The sequence below is a fragment of the Streptomyces sp. NPDC023157 genome (assembly GCF_055560575.1).
In genome coordinates, this window is record NZ_JBVHIL010000016.1 from 19,508 (window position 1) to 45,210 (window position 25,703).

The following is a 25,703-nucleotide window of genomic DNA, read 5'->3' on the forward strand; positions in this document are numbered from 1 at the left end:
CGTTGTTCACAATCCGTGACCCGCCTCCTGGGCTTTTTCACCGGCCGGCCCGAGCGAACAATCACACCACCACCGACCGTGGAGTCTCCAGCCGTTCACCGAACCCGGGAGACCCTCATGCCCAGCCCGAACGCGCCCCGCCCGACCCGCCGTACGTGGGCGTACGCCGCGACCGCTGTCCTCGTCCTCGCCCTGAACCAGGGCTGGGCCGCCGCCGACGTCATCAAGCTCGCCACCGCCGTCCTCGTCCTCATCGCCCTCATCATCGCCGCCGGCCACGGCAGCAGCGGTGAGTAGGCCGCTGCCCGGAGCGCGGGCTGGTGTTCCTCAGAGGGTCACGACCGAGGCCGTAAAGGGCGGAGAGCCTGCGGCGCCCGTCATGGCCGGGGACGTCACCCGGTTGACCGCGTGTCGTTACCCGCTACGGGCGCTGAAGTGTTGTCGAGGCCGTGGGAGGCACCGGGTGATCACACTCAACATCGAGTGCATGCTGTTCGAATGCGACGGGGTGATGCGCGAGGTGAGGCTCGACGCCCCGCTGCCCGCTCTGACCGGGGTGCCCCGGTCGGGCAAGAGCACGGCCCTGGAAGCGGCCTGGTTGTGGTCGCTTGGAGTGGAGAGCGCGAAGCTGATGGATGCCCCGGCGGTGTGCGGGCGCGTCGGGTTCGTCGCACGGATCAACGGGGAGCGGTGGCGGATCGTCCGCAGCACGGTCGACCGGAAGGAGGACGTGTCCTTCGTCCGCGGCGCGCTGAACACCGAAGAGCGGCACCCGGTCAAGCGCACCGATTCCCGCAGGTAGGCCGCCGACGTCTTCCAGGACCTCCTCGGCATTCCCCGGCTGGGCTCGGGAAACACGCGGGTGACGCTGGGCCTGCTGGTCCCGTGGCTCTACGCCCGCCAGCGCGACCTGCCCAACGACTACCTGGGCCGGCAGGGCAAGGACCAGCGGATCGCGGTGGGGCGCGTGCTGCTGGGATCCGATGATCACACGGTCGACGCGCTGCGGCAGGACGCCGACATCAAGAAGAAGGAGTGGAGCAAGGCGAAGAACGGCGTGGCGCGGATTCTGCGCGACCGCGAGGAACGCGACCTGCCGTCCGTCGAGGATCTCCAGCGCCGCGACGCGCAGTGGACCGCGCAGCACGAGGAGCAGGCCCTTATCGCGCGGAAGGCCGGGGCGGAGCTCAGCGGTCTGAACACCCAGCTCTCCGCGCTCCAGGCGAAGACGTCGGCCGCGAAGGAGGTTCGGCGGGCCGCCCGTGATGCCTGCGACGACCGGGAGCGCACAGTACGCCTTCTGGAGGCGACGGCGGCCGAGGCGAGGGGGCGTCTGGCCGGACTGCGGGAGGCCGCCACCGACCCGAGCCTGTGCCCCACATGCGTACGGCCGCTCGACCTGACCGGGCTGTCGGAAGACGACTGCCCCACGTGCCGGCGCTTCGACCCCGAGCGCCAGCAGCGTATCGAGCAGTTCAGGCAGCGGATGTCCCGGGCGCAGCAGGCCGCCGAGAAGGCGGGCGACGCGGCACGCCGCGCCGGGCAGGCGGCAGGTGAGGCCCGCGGGCGGGTCGGTGACGCCGAGCGGGCGGTGGTGGAGGCGGAGGCTGCGGAACGGGCCTTCGCACAGGATGTGATCGCGCCGCAGCAGCGGATCGTGGTGGAGGCCGAAGCGGTGGTACGGGAGCTCGCGGCACGGCTGGAGCAGAACGCCGAGCACCTGCGCGAGGTCGCAAAGCTGACGGAACTGCGCGAACGGCTCCCCTGGCTGACCAAGGACAAGGAGGCCGCCGAGTCCGCGTACGCCGCCGCCCGGCAGGACACCGACCTGATGGTGAAGCAGGGTACCGACCGGTGGTCGCGTCACGCGCTGCGCCGGATGCAGGCCTGCGACCCGGAGATCCACACGGTGTCCATCAGCGCGGACGACTTCTCCGTCACCATCAACGGCAGCTCCTTCGACGCGCGGGTCGTCGCCGGCCACGGGATGGCCCGCGCGAACATCAGCGTCCTGCTCGCCCTGCGTGATGCCGCCCGGGAAGTCCCGGCGATGCCGGTCCCTCAGTTCCTGATCGTGGACGGCCCGTTCACCGGCCTGGGCGATGGCCCCGAAGACCAGCGGACCGGCAACGCGCTCCTCGACGGCCTCACCGACCTCGCCACCGTCGAAGACCCCTCAGGCGCCGCGGGGCAGGTCATCATCGCCTGCAACGAACTCAGGGGCACTCCGGGACCCGCCGTCCGCGAGATCCGCACCAACCTCAAAGACGGCGTGACCCCCGGCCTTCCCCCGCGCGAGACCACCACGGCATAGGCCCCCGAGCCGGAGGTGGCGCGCAAGGGAAGCACGGGCGGGCGGTGGCGGGGTGGTGGTGCGGAGACATACGGACCGCCCGGCGGACCACGGGGGCCGCGTGGAAGGCCGTCGGGCCGTTGCGGGCGAGCGGGGCGAGCCAGCGGGGCAGCACGACAGCGGGCGGACTCCGCCGCCTCCACCACCATCGCGTCGCCATCGCCATCGCCATCGCCGTCGCCAGGTCCGGGGCCGGGGCGGTTGCGCCTCAGGGACAGGCCCCCACGTCGCCCTGCCACCCAGCCTTCGTCTGCTGCCACGAGTAGAGCCGTCCGCGGACCTCCTGGCCGTCGACCAGGACCACCAGCACCGGCACGGGCGGGGGCAGCGGGGTGTCGCCGGGTTCTGGGGCGGGTGGGGGCTGCCCGGGCACGTCTCCACCGTAAGCTTGTTCTTTATCTACCAAGATCTGCCAGGTTTACCGATGGCCTTGAGGGTCTCGGGGCGTTTGACGGTTTTGCCGACGTCGTAGCGGGTGGCGGGCCGCCGGTTCTTCGAGCCGAGGGGGCGTCCGGGCCCGGTTCCAGTCGGTTGGGGAACACGGGCCGGGCAGAGCAGGTGCGCGCGGATGTTCCTGAACCCGCGGCGGACCCGGGCCGGGGTGAGGCGTTCGGGCTTGGCCGGCTTCTCCCAGGGTCGGCGGAGATCTGCGGCAAGTGGCCGGGCGAGGCGGAGCTGGGTGTGAGCGACGACCAGGAGCCAGGTCCAGCGGTCCGCCGCTTCGGGAGTGCGGATTTTCGGGGTGGTCCAGCCGAGTGTCTGTTTCCCGAAACGGAACGTGTGCTCCAGGTCGAATCTCCTGAGGATCACCTGCCACCACAGGTTCACGTCCGCCGGGGCGGCGCCGGTCTTCGAGGACCACAACCACACCGGCGGGGCCTCTCGTTCCTTCGAGAGGTGTTCGACATGTAGCCGACCAGGGTGCCTTCGACGACGGGGAGTTCGCCGTCGTGCTCCAGCCAGGCCGAGCGGTGGGTCAGTCTCGGGTGAACCCGGTCCCACGCCTGGGCCTGGGCCTTTCCGTAGTTCACGGTGTCGGTGGCCGTAGTGATGACTGGTTCGGGCAAGGTCTCGGGCTTGGCGAAGCGGAACTCCGGCCCGTGCTTGGGCGGCCGGCCGTTGATGCCGTGCATCCTCGGTGGTTTCGGCAGACGCATCACGCGGTCGCTGCGGATCCGCCCGACCAGCGCGACGGGGAGATCCCGCAGTACCCAGGCCAGACGGGTGACGTCGTAGCCGGCGTCCATGACGATCGTGATGTCCGGGTCTCCGGGCGTCCACTGGCCGGCCGCGACGAACCGTTCGACCACGGCCCTCGGCTGGGCCGCGGTGACCGCGGTCGCGTCGTCCTCGGGACCGAGTCGGACCACGTCCAGGATCCCGGTCCACGAGGTGGCGCCGGGCTCCAGGGCTGCGACAAAGGAGTACGGCCAGCCCGGGATGAACTGCGACGCGGACTTCGCCCGCCCGTAGACATGGCAGAACAACCGGTCCGCCGAGCACGGCGCGTCCGCCCGAAGCCACGGCGACACGTCGGCAGGGGTGGCGCCGGTGCGGGACCACCACAGGCAGACCGGCTTGTTCACCCCGCCGGACGGCAGATGTTCGACGGCCAGGCGGATGACGGTGCCCTCGATGACGGGCAGCGGACCGTCGTGGTCGAGCCAGGCGGCCCGCTGGGTCAGCCGCGGGTGCAGCCGATCCCATGCCTGGGCGGTGGCCTTGCCGTAGAGGCGGGTGTCGGTGACTGTGGCGGCCTGCTCGGCGCCCCAGGTGGAGGGGTCGCCGAAGACGAACTCTCCACCGTGCTTGGGCGGCCGGCCGCCCTTCGGGTTGGCCAAGAGGAACTCCTCCCGCGAGGGCGCCGGGCGGCGCATCACCCGGTCCGACCGGGTCCGGCCCAGGACCTCGACGGGCAGGCCGGACAGCAGATGGGCGATGCGCGGGGCGTCGTAGCCGGCGTCCAGCACGATCAAAATCTCCGGATCACCGGCGGACCACTGGCGTGAGGCGACGAGCCGTTCGACCACCTGGCGGACCTGGTCGGCGGTGACCGCCGCCAGGTCCGCGCCGGGGGCCAGGCGGACCGCGTCCAGGAATGCGGACCAGGAGGTGCGGCCGCTCTCCAGCGCGACGACGACCGAGTACGGCCAGCCGGGCATCATCTGGTGCTTGGCGTTGCCGCGGCCGTAGGTGTGGCAGAACGAGCGGTCCGGCACGGTGCCGGCGTCCGGCCGAAGCCACGGCGAGACGTCGACGGCCAGGACCAGCCGGCCGTCCGCGGCCCGGAGCAGCGGCACTCCGGCCAGGACCCGCCGGAGCCGGGCGACATCCACTTGTCCGCGGTTGAGGCCGGCGTAGAGGGTGCCGTGACCCCGGCGGTGCTCGGGTGCCAGCGCAAGGTCGACCAGCGACCGCACCGGTCCGTCTGTGCAGAGCACGGCGTCCGTCAGCTCGAACAGCGCGTCCGCGCGAGCGGTCAGGCAGTCGTAGAAGTCGGTCCGGAACCGGGACAACACGGTCAGGGACTCGACGCGGACAGCGTCGTGCAGCAGACTCACCCTCGCGGCCTTGCATGATCAACAGCGTCTCGACAACGCACATGATCACATCAATCCGGCACTGCTTCGAACCGGCCTAGATGCCAGACCGCAGCACCGCGGTCCTCTGGCTGTCAGCCACGGACGGCAGAATGCGGCCTCGTGAGCCTCCACTTTGAAGTCGTCTTCACGTGCTTTCTCCGCGACAACACCCCCGACACGGTGCTGGAAGCCCTGCGTTGGCACCTCGACATGGTCCCCGAGCGCCCGAGCGGGCTCGACGCGGACGAGCACCTGTACCCAGTGCTGGCACCGGACCCGGACGGCCGCCTGCCCGGAGGAGACTTCGCGTCTCTCCGGCGTCAGTCCCGAGGCTTCGCAGCCGGCCAAGCGCTCTACGCATGGGGACTGTTCAGCCGCAACTACTGGAAGGACGACGAGATGGGCGAGCTAGTCACGATCCTTGACCTGCTCGCCCCCTACGTCGAAGAGCCCGGTTACGGCGGATACTGCCGCGAGGAGTACGACTCTGAGCCGACCGTCTTCACCTTCCAGAACGGCACCTACGGGCCGTTGAAGCTCTGACCGAGGCCACCTCCTGAGCGCCGAGGAGGTTAAACAACAAGCTGAGTAGCTGTTTCTGAACTGGTGCTCTGACCGGATTGGTCCGCCGGAAGCTCGCAGTGTTCGGCATGGACGGGCCTCGCCAACCCTCCGTTGGCTGGTGATCGCCAACGAAGGGGTCGGGATGAACGGCAATCCGCTGTACCACTGGATAGCGCTGGCAGTGTCCACAACGCTCATGCTGCCGATGCCGGTGGCGATACTGGCGGGGTGGACGCCGCCGTGGATGCGCAAGCGACAAGCCGGGATTCGGCTTCGCGCCTACGCCATTTTGTGCATCTACGCCCTCATGCTCGTCAACGGCATCCCCCGGATCGCCGACGCTTCATTCGAGACGGTCATGGCCTGCAGCAGCGTCGGCTTCGGGTTCGCCGCCGCCGCTGCGGTCCTGTTCCTGCTCTCGGCACGAAAGGATTCAGGCGCCCGGACAGCTGGCCCAGTCGCACCTCGGGAAGGCTGAGTTGTCTCTCAACCAGCTCGGGCCTGAGCCTTCTATCGGCGTGCCCGACTGGCTGTCGTATCCTTCAGCCGTGACGAGCTGGTGGCGGTCTCTGGGTAATGCGTTTTGGGCCGTGGACCGGGCGCTTGGCGGACAGATGCGCCCGACTCGGCTTCAGAAGTGGGTGGCCCGGCACCCGGTCGGCGCCGGCCTCTGCATGGCTGTGCCCTTTGCGTTCTTCTTCCTGATGGTGTCGTCTGAGGACGAATCTGACGGCCCTGTGATAGCAGCACTGGCCGGGCTGGTTGTGTGGCTCCTCTTCGCTCTGACAGCGGCTGGAGAGCGGCTGCGGCAGCGTCGGCTCACACGTCTGGGGCTCTGGGACGGTTCTTGAGAGCTCGAGGATCGGATCTCGACCTCCTCTGCATCGACGAACTCGGCTACATGGAACTCGACCGCCACGGCGCCGAACTCCTCTTCCAGGTCCTGACCGAACGCGAGGAGAAGAACAGCGTCGCCATCGCCTCCAACGAGTCCTTCGGTGGCTGGACCAAGACCTTCACCGACCCCCGCCTCTGCGCGGCCATCGTGGACCGGCTCACGTTCAACGGAACCATCATCGAGACCGGCACCGACTCCTACCGCCTCGCCAGCGCCCGAGCCCGAGCCGAGGAACCAGTCAAGGCCAGCTGACATACGGCCGAATGACCGCCTGCACGTCCGGCGGATCAGGACAGGAACGCGTCGCCTGTGCTCTGCGAGCTCTACCATCGTCCACGTCATTCCGATGGTCGTAGAGCACATGCGAGGCTGGACCGCACGACGAAAGATCTTGGTCTATCTGATCGCGCAGCTGATCCTGCTCAGTCTGATCATCATCATCGTCCGCACTTGGAACGCCGATGTCGCCTCTCTCGCCTATCTCGGGCCATGGCTCGGCGCCGTTGTTGGCGGACTGATCGGCATCATCCTCGGATCGCAGAGGCCATCGCGGTGACCGCTCAGTCTCACAGGTCTCACTAGCACCAGGCGAACCACGCAGCTACATGCTCAGAACGCGCCCTGCCGGCCAGCCGCCCAGGCAGTGCCGTCACTTCTCGTCGACATCCGCGACTCTGTTGATCACCAACTGACTCCCGAACGCGTCGATATTCGCTGTTCCTAGAGATGAACGAAGCCAGTCGCGCTGGCCAGATCAGTGGACCGGTGATCACCTTGACCAGTGCGCAGACAAGGCAACCAGTCCGGTCCAAGTGGCGCTGTCGGCGGTGACGCCGAACCAGGGCAGTTCCACAAGGGAGCTCCACGAGCCGATCAGCGACACGGCCATAGCCGCCAACACCCGCCGAGGAAGAACGCATTTCGCACCGGTACGACGAGGGCCCGACGGACCGAATATCCAGACGCAACGGCGGGCCGGACGAGAGCCAGTTCGACTGCGGCGAGGCTGGTGCTCACAAGACAACCGCCGTCAGATGGAAGACCGCCTTCGAGGCACTGGGCCCCGGGGTGCAAACAGCAGTAGCCCGCAGCGGCGCCGAGCGCGACGGCCTGTTCGAGAGGGCGCCCTTGCACACGCCAGGCCTGCCTACGGCACCGTGACGACGTCCTGACAGCCGGGCGCGGCGCGCTTGGGGTTCTGGTGGGCAACGGCGTCGCCCCAGCGGGCACGCTCGGTCTGGAGCCGATCGCCGTCGGCGCTGGTGGCGAAGAACGCGTTGCGGCCGACGCCGGTGTCCCAGTTGTGCACTCCGATGACGTACCGGTGACCGGGGACAAGCGGCTGCTGCTCGAACGCTGAACGGGCGCCCTGGGAGACGTCCTGGTCGATGGGCATCGTGGCGGGCAGGTTCCCCTTCAGAATCTCGTCGACCTTGACCTGCACGGTTACCCGCTGGATGCCGTTGGTGCTGCGAAGAGGCCGGAACTGCTCTTCGGCTGTGACCACGGCGACATGGTCGACGAGGCCGGCCTTGTCCCGGTCGGTGTCCATGACCGGTGCGCAGGAGGCGCTGACTGTGACGTCGTCGAGCAGCACCATGGTGGCGGTGGTCGCGGACCCGGCGAGCACGAGGGCTCCGGCGAGCGACAGGAGTACGGCGTGCTTCATCAGCCCCAGATCTTTCTGATGTTGGCGACATCCACAGCGGTCGGGACGGTCTTCGGGCTGGCGGCCTTGCGCATGACGGAGTCGACGGTGTCTGCCTTGTGGCACAGCCCGAGTGCGTGCCCGAGCTCGTGCAGCACGATGTTCTTCTGGAAGGCCGGCTCATTTCTGTAGGCGCCGTCGAGCCAGTGTTTGTTCAGGTGGACGTAGTCGGTCTGCGCGATGCCGCCGTGCCGTTCGTAGTAGGCGGCGGTGTCGTTGTTCTTGGAGTAGTCGCGGAACTCGAGGTCGTTCACCGTGTTCACGGCATCCGGCGCAATGTTGATCTTCTGCAGCTTGTTCCACTCGTTGATAGCGTGGGCGCGCTGGCTGTCGTACTTCGACGTCTCGGTCCAGCGGATCTCGCCCTCATCAACAGCGGAGTTGCTCCGGGTCTCCGACTCTCCCCGCACACAGGGCGCCGCGGCCGCCCTGGGCGCAGCATAGGGAGCGTTCGCCGTCGCGAGTGCCAGGACCGTAGCTGCGGCCAACGCGGCGGCGGCCTGCAAAAACGCCATGACATCCCCCTGACTGGTGCGAGCGGGACGCCGACGATAGCGGCCTGCACACCCGCCCCGCCCGGGACGACTGAGAGGATCACTCAAAAGAGCAGAGGCGCCCGAGATCGGGGTAGCTACCTCCAACGTCACACCCTGCGCCAGGGGTAACCGCCTCCGGGATGCCGAAAAGGGCTGTAAGCGTGTGCAGTCCCCACGGCCGGACCGGGTTCACCAGCGAGGACAGCAACCCTACGTGGAGGCAGTCGTGAGGGGAAGCAACCCATTCGGTGCCGCAGCGGACCGCTCGCAGCACGCGCCCTTCATTCCGGAGCTGCTGGTAGCGCGCCCTACAGTCTCAGGACCGCCAGGTACGGAGAAGCTCAGCGATCCGTCCGGCATTGGAGCGGGGGTCGTACAGCTCCTGGGCGAGAGTCGTGAGCTGGTCGCGTGTGGGGCTGGCAGAGACGCCGCTGGCGTGGAGGTACATGACAGCGACCGCGCATGCCACGGTCAGGTTCGAGTTCTCCAGCCATCGGCAGCGCCCGAGGGTGTGGACGAGTGCTGCGGCCCGGGCATAGGGGTCGTCGTAGACGGGCTGGTCGAGCAGCTCGGCCTGGTGGCGTGCGACGGCGGCGAGCGGGACGCCGAGGTCGTCGGGCGCAGGGTCGCTTCGCCCTGCACGTTCGGTGACCTCCAGGATCCAGGACAGGTCGACGTGCAGAGACATGCTCAAGCGGCGGCGCCCCGGCGGGAAGTGGCTGGGGTGTGCTGGGCATCGAGGCTGGCTTCCAGATCGGCGAGGAAGTCGCCGTGGTCGTCGATCAGCTTCTGGGCGGCGGCCATGCCGGCTGCGCGGGCGCCGGTGGTGTCCTCGGCGATGAGGCGCTCGACGTATTTGTTGAAGTCCAGCCCGCGGGCTGCTGCCGCGTCCTTGCCGGCGGCGAGGACCTCCGGCTCCAGTCGCAGCTGGGTCTGCTTTCTGCTGCTGCTCATGCGAGCAAGGTAGCAGGGTGGTAGCTGCAGGTGGGGCTCAGTTCCTGGGGGACGGGGCTCTGCCGCTGTCCAACGCCGCAATGTCGAGCCATGGTCCTGCTGGGGTTCGCCGCTGTGCTTCACCATCTGTGATGGGGCGGACACAAGACCTGGGGGTGGCGATGTCGTCTCCTACGGGCGGAGGGGGACTGGGCTAACACGGCGCTGCCCAGCGTGTTCAAGCACGGTCTCCCCAAGCAGTACCTGCCGCAGTTCGCCGGGACGACGGGGACGCAGTCCCACGACAGATCAGGACGAACGTCGGCTCACCTCCGCTCGGGCGGAGGTGTGCCGCTGTGAAAATGGGAGAGTGCGAAACGGGCACCGTCCTTTCTGCGCGAGCGGAGATCACCTTCCGGCCGCGTCTGTCGGCACGTGCCGCCTGCATCGGCCCGCATCGCGGCCTCGGCCAGGTCGAGGCCGGACATCTTGCTGCAGCTCATGCCTGCCCCCACGGGGTGTAGCCGAAATCCAGGTGCCTCGCTCTGGGAGTCTGCCCCTGTTGCCGGCGCTGGCCACCGTCGGTACGGGGGTGCTCTGCGCCACCGCCGTCGTCGCCCTCGGTCTGGCCTGGCGCTCGGTGTCGGCGTAGGCGGTTCGGCCTTGCGGGGCATAGGTACTGTCCCGGGCCGCCCGGGCCGTGCGAAAGAACGAGTCGCGCCGTGCTGCCGAGGCCCGCAATACGGCCCAGGCCTGTCGCGCGGCGCCAATTCGCCGGGGCCGCTGACCGGTCGGCTGCAGGCGTCTCGTCGGCCTGGAGCCGGACCGCGTGCTGGCCGGGTGGTCGGCGAGGTTCCTCCCGGGGCCAGGCCCCTCGCACCGTCACAGCGCTCGTGACCAAGACAGCCGGCCCAGGGCCATCATCCTGTCTCCGCGGTGTTCACCGTAGCCAGGCGCCGGTTGTACTGGATCACGTCGTACCTCTGGCCGCCGGTGACCACGACCTCCGGGCGCGTGGGTGTGGCAGGGAAGAAGTCGTCGGCGCCGAGCGGTGTGCGAGTGGCCACGTAGCTCTGCCCCGGGGGAAACCCGTACATGTCGAACCGCGTCTGTGCCGACGCCGGCAGCCCCCGGAGGTACTCGTCCGTTCGAGGGTAGGCCGTCGTGTAGACCGAGACCTTTGCCCCGCTCGCGGGACGGACGATCCGCGCGTTCGGGGCGGGGCGGGTGTTCACTCCCGCGGGGTTGTGGATCCATCCCTTCTGCCCACCGAACCAGATGGCCGTCCAGTCCCCTAGCGTGTCGGAGACGACGAACTCCTGCCCCCACACCACGGTGGACCCCCAGTCGTCGATGCGGTCGCTTCCCGCCGACCCGTCCGGGCGGAGGGCGAGGTCGGAGACGAGCGGAGCGTCGGCGCGGGGCTCCGTATGCACGTAGAGAAGGTTCGAAGGCTGTGTCCAGGACCGGCACGTCGGGGAACACACGGTCACCGTCTGCGCGTTCTTGCCGAACGTCGGGGCGATCATGACCGCCTGTCCGACGCCGACGTTCCTGCCCTGCTCCCCTCCCCCGGCCTCGCGCTCGTGACGCTGATCGGCGTCGAGGAGAGCCATGAATCTCTCCCAGTCCCAGTACGGGCCGGGGTCCCAGTGCGCGTCCGGCGCGCGGGCAGGCCTGGGCGGAAGGACGTTGTCGTGGCCGATGACGTGCCGGCGGTCCAGCGGCACGTCGAAGCGTCGTGCCAGGTAGGCCACCAGCGCGGCAGTCGCCTTGTACTGGGCCGGAGTGAACCAGGTGGGCCCCTGGGCGGCGTACCCCTCCATCTCGATGCCGATGCCGTGCAGGTTCATCCAGTAGTTCCCGGCATGGAAAGCGATGTCCTTGGTGGCGACCATCTGCGTTGCCGCACTGCCGTCGGCCTTCATCACGTAATGCGCGGAAACCCCGCTGACGGGGTCCTGGAACCAGCTGATCCCCCCGTCGTAGGACCCTTCGAGGTCATGGATGACGATGAAGTCGACGTCCATGCCGTTCGAGTCCCGTGTGGAGACCTGGTAGTTCGAGGCGGCAGCGGGCACGAATCGGCATTTCAGCTCGGCAGGGCACTCCGGCACCGCTGCCGCGGCCGACGTCCGCAGCCCCAAGGACGCGAGCTGCGACCTCGCCGGACGGGCGGACGGCGACTTCGTCAAGGAAATCCTCTGGCCGTCCTTGCGCACCTTCTGCTTGCCGGAGCGGATCACCGCGAACACGCCATCGGCGAACCGTTCCGCATCCGCGGTGTCGGCGGCCTGGCTGTAGCGCGCCACGGCCCCGTACCAGCTGCCGGGGTCGGGTGACATCTCGCTGGTGACCTGGCGTTGGTACGAGGCGAGCAGCGCGGCGCCGCCTCGAAGGTTCTGCAGCTCGTCCCGCTTGAGAGTCGAGGACGCGACGCCGATCATCGCGGCGGCAGCCTGCAACGTGTGCTCGGACGGGTCGTCGGTGCCCGTGGCGTCTACGGGCCCCTCGCCTGGGCGATGGTCGTACGTTCCCCCGGACGTCGTGTCCGTCAGGTGCATGGGCCCATAGCCGCCCTTGGTGCTGGGGCGGCCGTCGTTGGCCTCCCACCACGAGGACTCGTAGCTGACGCCGAGGAGTACTTCCTTCGGCACACCGAACTCTGCCGCCGCCTGCTCGGCCGCCCGCTCGAAGCCGCCGGGTGCGGCATCGGAGGGCTGGGCGTTCCCAGCGGTGGCACATCCCCAGATGAGGGCTACCGCCACTCCAACAGCGCTGTACCTCAGGCGGTCGTGACGCCCGTGTCTTCTGGTCACACCATGTCCATTTCGCTGGGGCGGTCGTGGTTCGGTCCAGGGCCGACGCTGCGGCCGTCACAGCGAAATGGAGGGAGGCCGCCTGGTCCCCCCGACACGCCCAACGCACACAGCCCCGTCACCGCACCGGAGCAGCGATCCCACGCCCAGGCGCCGCCGCGTCCGTCACCACTGGTAAGATTCGCGCGGCCATGAGTGGGCCCGCCGCCTCGGCCGGGTGCGATCGGGCTGCCGCGAGGGAGAACCGCGTCGGCGGCCCCGAACTCCCCGTGGTACGCCACTACCTGGAGAAGACGGGACGGTCCGAGCCCTCGGGGACGTCCCGCAAGGGCGAGTTGGGGTGCACATCCTGCGCATCGTGGTCGAGGGCGCCGACAAGCGCACGTCCTTCGACACATCTCCTGGGCCCTGGTCCACGTCACGGTGGAGTGAACCGGCCGTCCGCACATGCCGGAGAGGCCGTCCCGGAGCGTCGCTCCCGGGACGGCCTCTCCGGCATGTGCGGACGGGATCACGCGGGGTGGGCGGCCACCCGAACCCGATGTCGCCGGTCGAGCTGCCGGGCGTGTTGGAGCTGCGCGCGGCCACCCGGTAACGGTTGCAGTAGGAGTCGTGGCACAGGTACGAACCGCCGCGCATCACCCGTGAGATCTCCTCACCAGATGTGACCCAGTCCGCGCACCACTCCCAGACGTTGCCGACGGTGTCGTAGAGCCCGAAGCGTTGGGTCGGAAGACGGAAGACTTCACCGGGGCGGTGCCCGCGTAGCCGTCGGCGGCGGTATTCAGCACCGGGAAATCGCCCTGCCAGTGCCGGCCTTCTCCCGGAGGAGCTGGCCGACGCGGCGCAGGAAGGCGATCAGGAGGACGGCGGCGGTGGCCGCGAGGCCGATGGTCTGGCGGGTCCAGACGCCCTGGACGCCCCAGGCGGCGGCGACGCCGATCAGGGGGCCCGCGTGCAGAGTCCTATCCCGTGAGCACGCCAGGGCCGGCCCCGGAGCGGGGCCGGCCCCTCGTCGGTGTCTGGGCAGCAGGTGCGGGTGGGTGGGTGTGGAAGCCCCCGGTGCGGGGCTAGAAGCCCTTGACCACCCAGTCCTGGACGTCAGGGGTGGGGCTGCCCTGGGTCCACAGGGTCAGCCAGACGCCGTTGCCGAAGGAGTTGCCCTTCGGCGTGATGGCCTTGCCGTAGGCGTTCACGGCGCTTCCCTCCGCCGAGGGGGCGAACCGCTGGACGTCGCTGGAGGGGTTGCACGTCCACAGGGTCAGGAGCGCGCCGTTGGTGTTCGCGCCGTTCGCCTCGGGGGTGATGCACTTGCCGCTCGCCTTGTGGACGATCAGGCCGTTCTCGTACTTCCAGCGCTGGGCGTCCGCTCCCGTGCAGGTCCACACCGTGATCGGCGTGCCGTTGGCGGTGCCGTTGCCCTGGGGTGTCGCGCAGACGGAGCCCGCCTGGTGGAAGTTGGTGAGCCAGCTCCAGCCGTCGACGGGCTTGCCGGCGTCGGGCTCGATGTTGAACACGACCCTGCGCGGCATGGCGCAGGGTTCGAACGCCGCTCCCCGCCAGTCGGCGCCAGCACCTGTGTGAAGGGCCTGCGCGAGGCACAGGCCAGCAACAAGGACATCTCAACGTCGCTCGTCGCCCGGTCAGTCGACGCAGCAGCGAAGCCGCGCACGAGTGGGAGATGTTCGGTAGCGGCTCTGCAAAGCGAGCACAGCCGTACGGCAGGGCCGTCCATGGCCAGGTCGAGTGCCTGCTCCAAGAGAAGGGTGACGGTGCCCGCCCTCGGATGCCGCGGTGCAGCCCTGGGCATGGCGGGCGCCCTGACCGTGCTGCGCTACGCGGGCGAGCCCGCCGGCCGGATGCGGCCCTGGCCCTCGACGATCCAGCGCGTACGCCGGCCGACGTCGCTCGTCTCTCCCGTGACCCAGATGCCTAGGTACGTCGCCGCACGGCCGAGGACCTCGACTGACGCCGGCCGACGCCGTGCGGCTGCTGAACGACCCGGCGGACCACGTCCGAGCTGCCGCGATACGCAACGTGCGGATGCCAGCCCGCGTCCTGGCCGATCTGCTGCACGACCGCGACACCGCACCCACGGCGGTCACAGGCCCGGCGATCCGTGTCCCCGTCCGCAGCGCAGGCTGACCGCCGCCACGGCCGCGATGCCGGCCCAACACTGAACGGCCTCATCCCTCCACGCCGGACTGGGGAGGCCGGTGCATGGCCCAGCGGATGGCGGCGGTGACCGCGGCGCCGGCGGGAGTCGCGCACCAGCGTTCGGCCTTGGGTAGCAACGGAAGATCCAAAGGGGCGCGGGCCCATTCGGGGAGCTGGGCTACCGCGGCCGCCGCCAGCATCGCGTACGGCGGCCGCGCCGGCCACCGCAGCGGTGGGCTGAGCAAGATGAAGCGGGCCGCGGCACGGGCCGCGTCGGTACCTCGCAGCTCCGGCCGGAAGGCGTCGATCCGCTCCGCCAGTTCGTCCGCTGTGCGCGGCGGACGGACCACGCCCAGAGCGTGCCGACGCGGGCTGCCGAGGCGACGTACGCGTCGCACTCGTCGGCCTCCAGAGGGCGGGCACCGAATCGCTGGTGGGCTCGCAGGAAGCTGTCGACCTCGGCGACGTGCACCCACTCGAGCAGGTGCGGATCGTCGGCGCGGTACGGCTCACCGTCGGGGGTACGGCCGCTGATGCGCGCGTGCACCGCCCGTACGCCGTCCACCGCGAGCTGCGCGTCCTCGGCCGTCCCGTAGGTGGTGAACGCCAGAAAGGTACTGGTCCGCTGCAGACGCCCCCAGGGGTCTCCCCGGTACCCGGAATGGGCCTCTACGGCAGCCATCGCCCGCGGGTGCAGCGACTGCAGGAGGAGCGCGCTCAGCCCGCCGACGAACATCGACGCGTCACCGTGGACCCGACGGATCGGATCCTCGCCGGCGAACCACCTCGGGCCGGGCGTCTCGTGGATCCGGGCCCGGTTCTCCGCACCGGACGGACCCGCGACACGGCTGAAGAGTGCATCGCCGAGGCGATCACGGGCTCGCGGCCCACCGCCCGATGCCGTCCCGGGCGGCACCAGTCGGCCCAAACCTCCCCACCGTTTCACGATTCGATTGTCCCTCCGGCGTCACGCCCTGGGAAGGCATGCCCGGTCCCGGTGCCTCGCGCACAGCCCCACGCGTATTCGGCGCGTTCGACCTGGGTACCGCGATCGACCTCACCAGAGGCTGGTCGGTGGCACCCTCCAGCACCAGGCCGACGACGCGCGCACCCGGCAGGTAGACGTGCACGGCGAACTGCATCGTGGACCAGCCCCGCCGGCCCCGAACGGTTCCGCCCCGTGACGGTGGGTGTCGACGTGTGGCGGCGGGCCGACTCCGTCCTGGGATTCGCCTTCGAGGAGGCCGCGCGGCGAAGTGCGCCGTGTCGTAGGCCGGCGCACGCGGCGGTCGACCCGGGGTACGCGCATCGGCAGCGTGGCCCACGCGGTACTGGACCACAGCCGGGCGCCGGTCGCCCTCCTCCCCCACGACTGATCCCGCGGCGGGGTTCCTCCGCGTGGCAGGACCCGACGCTCAGGCGGCGGTGTTGATGCGGGCGATGAGCAGGGCGATGTCGTCGTCGGCTGAGGCCGGGACGAGGTGGGTGAGCAGGCGGTCACAGAGGGCGGGCAGGGACGGGACGGGTCCGGCGAGCAGGTCGGTCAGTTCGGCGAGGCGCGTGTCGATGTCGCTGCTGCGGGCCTCGACGAGGCCGTCGGTGTACAGGACGAGGAGGCTACCGAGGGGCAGGGTGAGATCGGTGGTCGTGAAGCGGACGCCGCCGACGCCCAGCGGTAGGCCCGGCGGTACCTCGAGCAGCCGTACGGTGCCGTCGGGCGAGACGGCCGCCGGGGGCGGGTGGCCTGCCCGGGTGATGCGGCAGCGGCCGGTGGACGGGTCGACCACGACGGACAGGAAGGTCGCGAGCATCGGTTCGGCGAGATCGTCCAGGGTGGCCTCCAGCTGGTACAGCACGTCCTCCGGGGCGAGGTCGAGGCGGGCGAGAGCCCTGACGCTCGCGGAGAGCCGCCCCATCACCGCCGCCGCGGCGGTACCGTGCCCCATCACGTCGCCGATGACGAGCGCGGCCCTGCCGTCCTCCAGGGCGATGACGTCGTACCAGTCGCCGCCGACCTCGTTGACATCGCTGGCGGGCAGATAGCGGTGGGCGACCTCGATCCCCGGTGGCGGTGTGATGTGCTGCGGCAGCATGCTGCGCTGCAGCACGGCGGCGGTGTCGTGCTCGCGGCGGTAGAGGCGCGCGTTGTCAACGCAGACCGCGGCGCGGGCCGCCAGTTCACCGGCGAGGGCGACTTCGTCCTCGGTGAAGGAGCCGACGGGACGGGTCCGGTAGAAAGTGGCGATGCCCAGCACCACGCCGCGGGCGAGCAGCGGGGTCACCATGAACGAGTGCACTCCCAGCCGGAGCAGATCCGCGGGGGTGGTGGAGTGGCCGGCCGCCGGGGCGATGGCCTGCTCGTCGAACTCGGGGACGACGAACGATCGGCGCGCGCCGAGCACCCGGGTGTACGGCGCGTTGGCGGGAAAGGTGAGGGTGCGTCCCAGGGGTGCAAGGGCAGCTGCAATGGGTGATCCGGTCAGCGGTGCCTTGGCCAGCCGACGCAGCGTGGCGCCACCGACCAGGCCGGAGCCGAGCTCGCCGCCGTTGGCCAGGGTGTCCAGGACATCGACGGCGACGGCGTCCGCGAGGTCGGGTACGGCGACGTCGGCGAGTTCCTGCGCGGTTCGCTCCAGGTCCAGGCTGGTGCCGATCTTGAGCGTGGCCTCGTTGACCAGGGCCAAGTGGCGCCTGCCCTCATCGGCTTCGAGCTGTGCCCGCTGCTGAGCGGTGATGTCGATCAGGGTGGCGGCCAGCCCGATCGGGCGCCCGTCGGTGTCCTCCAGGCAGACGTACGATCCCGACCACACGTGGTCGTGGTCCGGGTCGGCCGGAGTGCGACCCGTACGGCGCGAGTCCAGCACGGGTCTTCCCTCGTCCAGCGCCCGGCGCATCGCGCGCTCCATGTCCAGGGCGTTGACATCAGGGAGGATCTCGACCAGGCGGCGCCCTACGTGCGCGGCCTGCGGAAGACCGTTCATCGCCTCAAGCGCCGGGTTGACGCGGAGGAACCGCAGCTGGGTGTCCAGGATCGCGATGCCGACGGGCGACCGGGAGAACAGGCCGTCCCACACCGCCGATGACCCACGGATCCGTCGCGCGGCCTCCGCCTCCGCCGCGAACACCAGCACCGTCGTCCCGCCCCGGTGCCGAGCCGGCACCGGGCACGCCCAGATCTCCAGGTCCAGCGGGCGCCCCTCCCTGTGCCAGGCGGTCACCGTTCCCATGACCCCGCGCCCCGTGGCCGCACCCTCCCACAGCGAGCGGCCGAGACCGCGGTCAGCGCCCGGGTGCAGCAGGTCGGCGATGTGCCGACCGAGCACCTCGTGCGGGGTGTAGCCGAGCAGGTCCTCCGCGGCCTGGTCCCACCGGACGATCGCCCCCTCCGCGCTGGTGGCCACCACGGCCACGGGCAGCGCGCCCAGCCACCCGCCCGCGTCCCGGGCCGCGCTCGTGGTCACTTCGTCGAAGGGCACCTGCTGCATCGCCACCGCGATCCTCGTACGTACGCACCCCTGGACGGCTGCCGTCATCCTCAGTATGGCCGCGTGCCCCCGGTTCGTCTCGCGGACGGCGTGCGGGCCGCATCGCTGCGCCGACGACCGCGACACGCTCAGTCACCGGGCTGCCCTCGACGGGCGAGGCCGTGACCTCGTACTCCGGGCATGCGGTCACGGTGTCGGCGTGCTCGGACGTGAGCGAGATGGCTCCGTCCTTCGGGAATAGGAAGGAGCAGAAGACCTGTCCGGGAGCGAGGTCGGACCCCACCCGGGCGAGCAGCCGCGCCTGTCCGTGACGGCTGGAAACCCGGTGTCCACTCCCGGGGATCAACCTCAGACCGCGGCATCGCCCTGACGATGAGGTCCACGGTCAGCTGGGCGGTCCGGCACTGACGGTCTCCGGCGGGCATGTGAAGCCGTTCGTGACACGGCCGATCCGGCTGGTCAGCGTGGGTCCGGGGCGCTGTCGTGGGTCGTGCCCTCCGCAACCCGCATGGCACGGCCTCCTTGTGATCGTGTGACTGCGTGGTCCGGCCGCGGTCGACCACCCGCAACGGCCCGACCGCGGAGAGCCGAAGCACATCCCGCGGCCGGGGCGTCGCGATCAGGCGCAGGTGAGGAGGGGGGCGGCCCAGTCGGCGTGGTCGTAGCCGTTGCCGTCGCCGGCGTCGGCGACCTGGAGGGTGAGCTCGTAGGCGCCGGTAAGCGGGGCGTCGAGGTGGGCGGCGGCTGCGCTGCCGCCCAGAGCGGCGCTCTCGGCCACCTTCGTTCCGTCCGCGAACACCCGGAAGACCACCGAGCCGCGGCTGCCGGACTCGTCGTCGACGCCCACGTCGGTGCTCAGGCGGGTGCACGAACCGCCCAGGTAGTACGTGACGGTGGAGGCGGCGTGGGTGCCCAGGCCCTTGGCGTACTGCGTACCGCCGACGGTCAGGGTACGGCCGTCACCGGCGGCCTGCTCGCCGTTGCTGTGGTCGCGTTCCACCGGGCCCCAGCCGTTGACCGCACTGGTCCAGGTCAGGTCGCCGAGGGCGTGGCTGCCGGCGGCCGGCCCGTCGCCGCAGGCGAGGCGCGCACCCGCCCAGTCGGCGTGGTCGTAGTCCTTGCCGTCGCCGGCGTCGGTGACCACCAGCCGCAGGTCGTTCGCGGCGGTGAGGTCGACGCTGAGGCGTTTCGCTGGATCGCTGCCCCGGAGCACCCCGCTGTCAGCGGCCAGGCTCTGGTCGCGGTACACCCGGAAGACCACCGAGCCGTTGTTGCCGGACTCGTCGTCGACTCCGACGTCGACGGTGAGGTTCTTGCACGTCCCGCCCAGGTGGTAGCGGACCTCGGAGGCCGCGTGGGTGCCCAGGCCCTTGGCGTACGCGGTTCCGCCGACGGTGAGGGCGTGCCCGTCGCCGGAACCCCTCTCGCCGTTGCTCCTGTTGCGCTCCACCGGGCCCCAGCCGTTGGTCGCCGAGGTCCACGCCAGGTCGCCGAGCTGGTGCAGGCCGGCGGGCAACGCGATCGGCGCGCTCGGGGTCACCCGGTACATCACGGTCCCGTGCGACGGCACCGAGGCGCTGACCGAGCCGGTCGACGTGGTGGTCTGCTTGGACCACAGGTCCTTGAGCGAGTACGAGGGCGCACCGCCGATCCCGGCGGCCTCCGCGGTGGTGGTGACGGTCCGGGGCTGGCTGGTCTCGTTGGTCAGGGTGATCGCCCGGCTGCCGTCGGCCAGCGGCTTGCTCATGACGACCAGGCCACCGCTGCTGGAGAGCACGGTTCCCTGCACTCCCAGCGGATCCTGGTCGACCGCGATCACGTCGGTGTTCTTCAGGATGGCCAGCGTCTGCGCGCTCGCGCTCCGTAGGTCACTGCCGATCAGCAGGGGCGCGGACATCTGGGCCCAGAGGCTGAAGTGGGTGCGGTACTCGGTGTCGGTCATGCCGCCGTTGCCGACTTCCAGCATGTCCGGGTCGTTCCAGGCGCCCGGACCGGCGTACGGGGCGAGCGGCTGGTTGGCGTGCGCGATGCCGACCATGCTGGACCAGGAGTCGGTGATGTCACCCGTGGTGCGCCAGGAGTTGCCGAGGTCCTGTGCCCAGGTCCACGGCTCGTTCTGGCCCCACTCGCAGATGCTGTAGAGGATGGGTCGGCCGGTGGCCTTCAGCGCGTCGCCCATCGCCCGGTAGCGCTGCCGGGCGTCGACACCCTGGTTGTTGCAGTTGTCGTACTTGAGGTAGTCGACGCCCCAGGACGCCCACAGGTTGGCGTCCTGCTGCTCGTGGCCGAGACCGCCGGGAAAGCCGAGGGTGTCGCAGGTCTTGGTGCCGGCGCTGGAGTAGATGCCGAACTTCAGGCCCTTGCCGTGCACGTAGTCGGCCAGCGCCTTGATGCCGTTCGGGAAGCGGACCGGGTCCGGCACCAGGTTGCCGGAGGCGTCGCGGTTCGGCAGGGCCCAGCAGTCATCGAGGTTGACGTACTGGTAGCCGGCGTCCTTGAGGCCCTGGGAGACGAAGATGTCCGCGATGCCCATGACCATGGACTCGTTGAACTCGGCACGGCAGTGGGTGGAGTTCCAGTTGTTGAAGCCCATGGCGGGCGTGCGGGCCAGGGTGTTCTCGGCGGCCGCCGCCGATGGGGCGGCGCTCAGTTGGAGGCCGGTGGTGGCCGTGGCGGCGAGGGCGCCGCCGCCGAACAGCATGGCCAGCGAGGTGGTCGTCGCGGTGAGGGTGTTCCGGATCCCGCGTGTGGACGGAGCCAAGTCGATTCTCCTGTCTGGATGTTGGTCGGTCGATCCGGACTGGCGGCCACTGCTGGGCGGTGGTGCCGGAGCCGGGTTGCCGGACCACTGGGGCGTCATGGGTGCCGGGCGGCCAGGTGGTCTGGTAGGGCGGGTCCAGGGCCTTGCCGCTGGACCCGCCGGCCATGGTGCGGTGGTCGTCGCCGGTGGCGGTGGGCTTCCAGTGCCGGTCGGTGCCGCCCGTCCTGACGGCGGTTCGCCGGGCGGACGACCGGGCCGTGGGGCTGAAGAGATGCACGGAGGCTCCCATGGGTGAGGGAACGGCCGACGTGGATCTACGTGGGCAGTCCGACGGCGCGGTTGCGGTTGCGGCGCTGCTGGATGACGACGGCGGCGACCAGGAGGAGCCCCTGGGCGACGTTCTGCCAGAAGCTGTTGATGCCCTGGACGGTGAGCCCGTTCTGGAGGGCGCCGAGCAGGGCGACCGCGAGCAGGGTGCCTCCGACGGTGCCCTTGCCGCCCTTGAGGGCGCAGCCGCCGAGCGCGGCCGCGGTGATCGACTGGAGTTCCAGGCCCTCGCTGCCGGAGACCGGCTGCCCGGAGCCGGTGCGCGCGGTGAGCAGCACACCGGCGAGGGCTGCGACCATGCCGGTCAGTGTGTACACCGAGATCAGGTACTTGTTGAGGTTGATGCCTGCCAGTCGGGCAGCGGTGTCGTTGCCGCCGAGCGCGTAGATGTTGCGGCCGATGTCGGTGTACGTGAGCAGGACGTGCACCGCGGCCGCGACCAGCGCCAGGATCCAGACCATGGTCGGCAGCCCGGCGATTCTGCCCCGGCTGAGGAAGACGAACACGGAGTCGTCGAGGACGTAGCCCTGTGCCCGTCCGTCGGACACGAGCTGGGCGAGACCCTTGTACGCGGCGAGGCCGGCCAGGGTGGCGATGGTGGGGTTGACCCGGCCGTGGATGATCACTGTGCCGTTGAGCAGGCCGACGGCGGCGCCGGCGAGCAGGGCGGCGCCGATGCCGAGCGGGGCGCTGGAGCCGGTGGCGGTGAAGACCATCGCGCTGACCACGGAGGCGAGGCCGGTCTGGGAACCGACGGAGATGTCGAGGCCGCCGCAGATGATGACGACGGTCTGCACCACGGCGAGCAGTCCTGCGATGGTGGCAGCCTCGCCGATCACACGGATGTTGTCCCAGCCGAGGAAGTGGGGGTCGAGCCACCCGAACAGGGCCACCACGACGGCGAGGGCACCGAGGAGGCCGACGTTCTGCCCGCCGATCGAGGCGAGGAGTGCGCGGGGGCCGCGCGGGAGCGGGCCGCGTCCGGTCCCGTTCGGCGGGCGCTGGGTGCTCGGGGCGGTGGTGGCGCTCATCGGGCGGCTCCGGTCGCGGTGGTCGGGGGGGCTGTGTCAGCGCTGCCGGGGGCGAGGGCCGTGAGGTCGTCGGCCATGGCGAGGGCGAGGATCGCCTCCTCGGAGGCCTCGGACCGGCCGAGTTCGCCGGTGATGCGTCCGTTCTGCAGCACCAGGACGCGATCGGCGAGGCCGAGCACCTCGGGCAGTTCGGAGGAGACCACCAAGACGGCGACACCCTCGCGGGCCAGGTCGGCGATGATCCGGTAGATCTCCGCCTTGGCACCGATGTCCACGCCACGGGTGGGCTCGTCGAGGATCAGCAGGTTGGGCCTTCGGGCCAGCCAACGAGCCAGGACGACCTTCTGCTGGTTGCCGCCGGACAGTGCGCGAAGCTCGGTCTCGACGGACGGCGCGCGAACCCGCAGACGGTCGGCGAACTCCTGGGCGAGGGCGCGCTCCTGGGACTTCCTGACGAAGCGAAGGCGACGCAGCCGGCGGTGGCTGACCAGCGCGGTGTTCTCGCGGATGGTGCGGTGCAGGAACAGGGCCTGGGCCTTGCGCTCCTCCGGGGCGAGACCGATGCCCGCGGCGATGGCGTCGCGCGGGCTGCGCAGGTCCAGCCGTCTGCCGTCGAGGGTGACGGTGCCGGAACGGATCGGCGTGTCCCCTGCGAGGGCGAGCGCGAGTTCGGAGCGGCCGGCGCCGATCAGTCCGGCCAGGGCGACCACCTCCCCGGCCCGCACCTGAAGGGTCACGTCGCGGACGTCCTCGGTGGTGAGGCCCCGGACGTCGAGCACCACGCGGTCGGTGGCGACCTCCTGCCGGGCGAACAGGCCGGCCAGGTCACGGCCGACCATCAGGCGGACGACCTCCGCCTCGGTGGTTGCGGAGGCGTCGACGACGCCCGCCACCCGGCCGTCGCGCAGGACGGCGATGCGGTCGGCGAGGCGGAAGATCTCCTTCATCCGGTGCGAGACGTAGACGACGGCGATGCCCTGGTCGCGCAGACGCCCGATCAGGGTGAACAGTGCCTCTGTCTCGTGCTCGGAGAGGGAGGAGGTCGGCTCGTCGAAGGCGATCGCGCGGGGCGGGGTGCCGCCGGTGAGGGCGCGTAGGATCTCCACCAACTGGCTCTGGGCGGCGGTCAGCCGGAAGCCGGGCAGGTCGGGGTCGAGGATCTCGGCGAAGCCGAGCCGCGCCAGGTCGGCGGTGATCCTGCGGCGCAGCTCTGCCCGGTCGAACCGGCGCCCGGTGTGGCGGGGCAGCGAGCCGATGTACACGTTCTCGGCGACCGAGACGTGCGGGATGATCTCCGGTTCCTGCGGGATGATCCGTATCCCGGCTCGGCGGGCGTCGATCGGCGAGGCGAGGGTGAGCCGCGTCCCGTCCAGCAGCACCCGCCCGTCGGTCGGCCGGTGGTCGCCGGTCAGGATGCGCAGCAGGGTGGACTTGCCGGCACCGTTCTCGCCCATCAGGGCGGTGACCTGCCCGGGCGGGAAGTGCAGGGTGACGCCGTGGAGTGCATGGACGGCGCCGAAGCGCTTGGAGACGTTCTCGGCGGACAGGCCGGCGGCTGCGACGGTGGTCATGGAGCCTCACTGATGCGCGGAGGGGTGGGACGGGACGGGGCGCGTCAGTTGCAGGAGAGGCCGGCGGCCCGCCACGTGGTGGCGTCGACCATCCGGGTCGGGGCGAACGCCTCGGCGGGGAAGCCCTTGCCGCGCTTGAGGCGGTCGTACATGGTCTGGACGGCGAGGGCGCCGACGTCCTTGCCGTTGATGAACAGCGCCGCCTTCATGCCGGACGGCTTGCCGGACTTCCAGTCCTTGCAGGCGAGGTAGGCGCCGAGGCCGACGCCGATGATGTCGCTCGGGCCGATACCCGCGTTCTGCAGGGCGGTGACGCCGCCTTGGACGTTCTCGTCGTTGCAGCCCCAGACGATCCAGTGCTTGACCCCCGGATGGGCGGTGATCGTGGCGGCGACCTTGTCCTGAGCGCCGGTCGGGGTGTTGTCGGTGGCGACGTCGATGTTCCGGACGGTGGCGCCGGCGGCTGCGGTGAACGCCGTCTTCGCGGCCTTGACCCGGTCGCCGCAGACGGTGACGTCCTGCTTCCAGGCGGAGATCGTCCGGGTGTCGGCCGCACTCCAGCCCGCGTCGGTGTACTCCTCGGCGGCCCGCTTGCCGACCTCGCTGCCCATCTGTTCGCCGCTGAAGCCGATCCGCGGCACCAGATCACCCTTCGCGCAGGAGGCGGGGGTCGGGCCGGTGGTGCAGATCTGGTCGTCTGAGGTGAGAAGGGCGACCTTGGCGTCCAGGGCGGCCTGGACGACCTGCGGGCCGACCGCCGGGTCGGGGACGACGATGATCAGGCCGTTGCTCTTCTGCGCGATCGCGGACTGGACCTCGCTGACGGTCCTGTTGGCGTCGTTGCCGAGGTTGACCACTTTAAGGTCGATGCCGAGTTCGGCTGCCTTCGCCTTTGCGCCGGCGGCCTCGCCGATGAAGTATTCCTGGTCACCCTGCTTCTGTAAGTACGTCAGGGAGATCGCGCCTGTCACCGGACGGACGTCGCCGGACGGGCCGGACGGCGACTGGCCGCTCGAACACGCGGTGAGGCCGAGAGCTGTGGCGAGAACCGTCGCGGTCGCGGAGGCCAGGCGGCGCGGGGTGGGCATTCGGGGGGCTCCTGAGGGTGAGAAGTAACCAGCGAGTGCGACACAACCGATCAGAATCACGCGTAATCCAACGTTGCGGGTCACAGGAAACGCGGTGATCATGTAACCGTCAATACCCTGCGCTCGAATGGCTCAACTAGCCCTATACGAGGGGTGGTTGGTGGAGACATGAGCATCTCTCCGGTTCAACGGCCGGGGGACGCCCTCGACGCCCCCGCCGTCCAAGCGACCCGTCTCCCGGGAGCGGCGCGCTTCATCGGGTCCTCCCGAGCGGTCGTGCGTCAGTCACTGGCGATGCTGGAGGGCCTGATCGACCACCTTGAGCACATGGCGTCCACCGAGGCCGCCCTGGCCGCGGACCTGAAGGCGGCCGAGCAGGAGGTGTCGAAGGCCCTCGGCGAGCGCGAGCGACTGGTGAGCGCCCACCACGGAGCCGTTTCTGCCCGGCTGCGCGCCGAAGCCGAGTGCGGCAGGGCGAACGGGCGCGCTGCGGAACTGGCCGCCGGCCTGCGGGACGCGGAGTCGGCCAGGGGACGGGCCCTGGAGGAGCTCCACGAGGCCCGAAGCCGGGAGCTGGCCATCACGAGGAGCGTCCACGCCCAGGAGATCATGCGGGTCAGCGGTGCTACCACGTGGAGATCGACAGCCTGCGCCGTGCCCTCGAGGCCGAGCGATCCCGCCGAGCCCACCCCGCGGGCCCCGCCCAGGGGCCGGATGCCGACCACCCCCGGACGACCACCCGTACCGTCGTCGGCCCCACCGGCCCACGAGAGGGCCGGATCCGCCGTGGCGCGGCGGTCACCGCCGTGGCCGTACCCGGACAGGTGGCCCTGGCCGGCGCCTTCCTTCCGGCGGGGCCGGCCTGCGGCGCCCCGGGTGGCGTAGTCGTG

At 70.4% G+C, this 25,703-nt stretch carries 18 protein-coding genes and 7 pseudogenes; 8 read left to right on the plus strand and 17 right to left on the minus strand.

Going from position 1 to position 25,703, the window contains the following annotated elements; all coding sequences use genetic code 11:
• The first annotated feature begins 117 nt into the window (after positions 1-117).
• From ACZ3ZE_RS36215 to ACZ3ZE_RS36225, 3 genes are all read left to right on the plus strand, one after another.
• Positions 118-297 (plus strand): hypothetical protein, encoded by a 180-nt coding sequence (locus ACZ3ZE_RS36215; protein WP_361179765.1) that lies wholly within the window; start codon positions 118-120, stop codon positions 295-297.
• A 166-nt stretch (positions 298-463) separates the two neighbouring features.
• Positions 464-802, plus strand: coding sequence for a hypothetical protein (locus ACZ3ZE_RS36220; RefSeq protein ID WP_361179768.1), 339 nt, complete (start codon positions 464-466; stop codon positions 800-802).
• Positions 803-862: 60 nt separating this feature from the next.
• Positions 863-2,314, plus strand: a complete 1,452-nt coding sequence (locus ACZ3ZE_RS36225) for a hypothetical protein (RefSeq protein WP_467262102.1) — start codon at positions 863-865, stop codon at positions 2,312-2,314.
• A gap of 247 nt (positions 2,315-2,561) precedes the next feature.
• Here the strand turns inward: ACZ3ZE_RS36225 and ACZ3ZE_RS36230 are convergent, their stop codons facing one another.
• The 3 genes and pseudogenes from ACZ3ZE_RS36230 to ACZ3ZE_RS36240 form a co-directional block, all read right to left on the minus strand.
• Positions 2,562-2,726: a hypothetical protein gene (locus ACZ3ZE_RS36230; protein WP_361179774.1), complete on the minus strand. Its 165-nt coding sequence runs from the start codon at positions 2,724-2,726 to the stop codon at positions 2,562-2,564.
• 26 nt (positions 2,727-2,752) lie between these two features.
• Positions 2,753-3,888: pseudogene (locus ACZ3ZE_RS36235) on the minus strand (NF041680 family putative transposase); the annotation flags it as partial.
• Positions 3,883-4,914: pseudogene (locus tag ACZ3ZE_RS36240) on the minus strand (transposase); the annotation flags it as partial. The pseudogenes ACZ3ZE_RS36235 and ACZ3ZE_RS36240, both read right to left, overlap by 6 nt.
• Before the next feature lie 141 nt (positions 4,915-5,055).
• Here ACZ3ZE_RS36240 and ACZ3ZE_RS36245 point away from each other — a divergent pair.
• The 4 genes and pseudogenes from ACZ3ZE_RS36245 to ACZ3ZE_RS36260 all read left to right on the plus strand — a co-directional run bounded on the left by ACZ3ZE_RS36245 (position 5,056) and on the right by ACZ3ZE_RS36260 (position 6,953).
• Complete coding sequence (locus ACZ3ZE_RS36245) at positions 5,056-5,478, plus strand: hypothetical protein (RefSeq protein WP_361179777.1); 423 nt, start codon at positions 5,056-5,058, stop codon at positions 5,476-5,478.
• Positions 5,479-5,617: 139 nt separating this feature from the next.
• The gene (locus tag ACZ3ZE_RS36250; RefSeq protein WP_361179780.1) at positions 5,618-5,977 is read left to right on the plus strand and encodes a hypothetical protein; all 360 of its coding nucleotides are present in this window, start codon (positions 5,618-5,620) and stop codon (positions 5,975-5,977) included.
• A 375-nt stretch (positions 5,978-6,352) separates the two neighbouring features.
• Positions 6,353-6,649, plus strand: a pseudogene (locus ACZ3ZE_RS36255) (ATP-binding protein); the annotation flags it as partial.
• Positions 6,650-6,788: 139 nt separating this feature from the next.
• Positions 6,789-6,953 (plus strand): hypothetical protein, encoded by a 165-nt coding sequence (locus ACZ3ZE_RS36260; protein ID WP_361179783.1) that lies wholly within the window; start codon positions 6,789-6,791, stop codon positions 6,951-6,953.
• A gap of 591 nt (positions 6,954-7,544) precedes the next feature.
• On the opposite strand, the gene ACZ3ZE_RS36265 is transcribed toward ACZ3ZE_RS36260, so the two are convergent.
• From ACZ3ZE_RS36265 to ACZ3ZE_RS36330, 14 genes and pseudogenes are all read right to left on the minus strand, one after another.
• Entirely contained in the window at positions 7,545-8,066 is a 522-nt protein-coding gene (locus ACZ3ZE_RS36265; RefSeq protein ID WP_361179786.1) for a hypothetical protein, read from the minus strand.
• Entirely contained in the window at positions 8,066-8,620 is a 555-nt protein-coding gene (locus tag ACZ3ZE_RS36270; RefSeq protein WP_361179788.1) for a matrixin family metalloprotease, read from the minus strand. The genes ACZ3ZE_RS36265 and ACZ3ZE_RS36270 overlap by 1 nt, the downstream gene beginning before the upstream one ends.
• 337 nt (positions 8,621-8,957) lie before the next feature.
• Positions 8,958-9,329, minus strand: coding sequence for a fic family toxin-antitoxin system, toxin component (locus ACZ3ZE_RS36275; protein WP_361179879.1), 372 nt, complete (start codon positions 9,327-9,329; stop codon positions 8,958-8,960).
• Between the two features lie 2 nt (positions 9,330-9,331).
• Entirely contained in the window at positions 9,332-9,595 is a 264-nt protein-coding gene (locus tag ACZ3ZE_RS36280) for a hypothetical protein (RefSeq protein WP_361179791.1), read from the minus strand.
• Positions 9,596-10,494: 899 nt separating this feature from the next.
• Positions 10,495-12,342 (minus strand): N-acetylmuramoyl-L-alanine amidase, encoded by a 1,848-nt coding sequence (locus ACZ3ZE_RS36285; RefSeq protein ID WP_467262104.1) that lies wholly within the window; start codon positions 12,340-12,342, stop codon positions 10,495-10,497.
• A 585-nt stretch (positions 12,343-12,927) separates the two neighbouring features.
• Positions 12,928-13,202: pseudogene (locus ACZ3ZE_RS36290) on the minus strand (formylglycine-generating enzyme family protein); the annotation flags it as partial.
• 261 nt (positions 13,203-13,463) lie between these two features.
• The gene (locus tag ACZ3ZE_RS36295; RefSeq protein ID WP_361179796.1) at positions 13,464-13,925 is read right to left on the minus strand and encodes an RICIN domain-containing protein; all 462 of its coding nucleotides are present in this window, start codon (positions 13,923-13,925) and stop codon (positions 13,464-13,466) included.
• 654 nt (positions 13,926-14,579) lie between these two features.
• A pseudogene (locus ACZ3ZE_RS36300) lies at positions 14,580-15,466 on the minus strand (oxygenase MpaB family protein).
• A 499-nt stretch (positions 15,467-15,965) separates the two neighbouring features.
• On the minus strand, positions 15,966-18,035 hold the full coding sequence (locus tag ACZ3ZE_RS36305) for a SpoIIE family protein phosphatase (RefSeq protein WP_467262106.1): 2,070 nt from the start codon (positions 18,033-18,035) through the stop codon (positions 15,966-15,968).
• Between the two features lie 619 nt (positions 18,036-18,654).
• Positions 18,655-19,074 (minus strand): annotated as a pseudogene (locus tag ACZ3ZE_RS36310) (NPCBM/NEW2 domain-containing protein); the annotation flags it as partial.
• Between the two features lie 36 nt (positions 19,075-19,110).
• Positions 19,111-20,736: pseudogene (locus ACZ3ZE_RS36315) on the minus strand (NPCBM/NEW2 domain-containing protein); the annotation flags it as partial.
• 374 nt (positions 20,737-21,110) lie between these two features.
• Positions 21,111-22,154: an ABC transporter permease gene (locus ACZ3ZE_RS36320; protein WP_361179803.1), complete on the minus strand. Its 1,044-nt coding sequence runs from the start codon at positions 22,152-22,154 to the stop codon at positions 21,111-21,113.
• On the minus strand, positions 22,151-23,725 hold the full coding sequence (locus tag ACZ3ZE_RS36325) for a sugar ABC transporter ATP-binding protein (protein WP_467262108.1): 1,575 nt from the start codon (positions 23,723-23,725) through the stop codon (positions 22,151-22,153). Before ACZ3ZE_RS36325 ends, ACZ3ZE_RS36320 begins: the two co-directional genes overlap by 4 nt.
• Positions 23,726-23,769: 44 nt before the next feature.
• Complete coding sequence (locus ACZ3ZE_RS36330) at positions 23,770-24,813, minus strand: substrate-binding domain-containing protein (protein WP_361629024.1); 1,044 nt, start codon at positions 24,811-24,813, stop codon at positions 23,770-23,772.
• A gap of 276 nt (positions 24,814-25,089) precedes the next feature.
• Between ACZ3ZE_RS36330 and ACZ3ZE_RS36335 the strand changes: the two genes are divergently transcribed.
• Positions 25,090-25,698: a hypothetical protein gene (locus ACZ3ZE_RS36335; RefSeq protein WP_361179811.1), complete on the plus strand. Its 609-nt coding sequence runs from the start codon at positions 25,090-25,092 to the stop codon at positions 25,696-25,698.
• The last annotated feature ends 5 nt before the right edge of the window (positions 25,699-25,703 follow it).

Coding starts and splice junctions, on each gene's coding strand:
- ACZ3ZE_RS36325 (WP_467262108.1), bottom strand. CDS start 23,725: ATGACCACCGTCGCAGCCGCCGGCCTGTCCGCCGAGAACGTCTCCAAG.
- ACZ3ZE_RS36280 (WP_361179791.1), bottom strand. CDS start 9,595: ATGAGCAGCAGCAGAAAGCAGACCCAGCTGCGACTGGAGCCGGAGGTC.
- ACZ3ZE_RS36320 (WP_361179803.1), bottom strand. CDS start 22,154: ATGAGCGCCACCACCGCCCCGAGCACCCAGCGCCCGCCGAACGGGACC.
- ACZ3ZE_RS36295 (WP_361179796.1), bottom strand. CDS start 13,925: ATGCCGCGCAGGGTCGTGTTCAACATCGAGCCCGACGCCGGCAAGCCC.
- ACZ3ZE_RS36275 (WP_361179879.1), bottom strand. CDS start 9,329: ATGTCTCTGCACGTCGACCTGTCCTGGATCCTGGAGGTCACCGAACGT.
- ACZ3ZE_RS36305 (WP_467262106.1), bottom strand. CDS start 18,035: ATGCAGCAGGTGCCCTTCGACGAAGTGACCACGAGCGCGGCCCGGGAC.
- ACZ3ZE_RS36330 (WP_361629024.1), bottom strand. CDS start 24,813: ATGCCCACCCCGCGCCGCCTGGCCTCCGCGACCGCGACGGTTCTCGCC.
- ACZ3ZE_RS36270 (WP_361179788.1), bottom strand. CDS start 8,620: ATGGCGTTTTTGCAGGCCGCCGCCGCGTTGGCCGCAGCTACGGTCCTG.
- ACZ3ZE_RS36265 (WP_361179786.1), bottom strand. CDS start 8,066: ATGAAGCACGCCGTACTCCTGTCGCTCGCCGGAGCCCTCGTGCTCGCC.
- ACZ3ZE_RS36215 (WP_361179765.1), top strand. CDS start 118: ATGCCCAGCCCGAACGCGCCCCGCCCGACCCGCCGTACGTGGGCGTAC.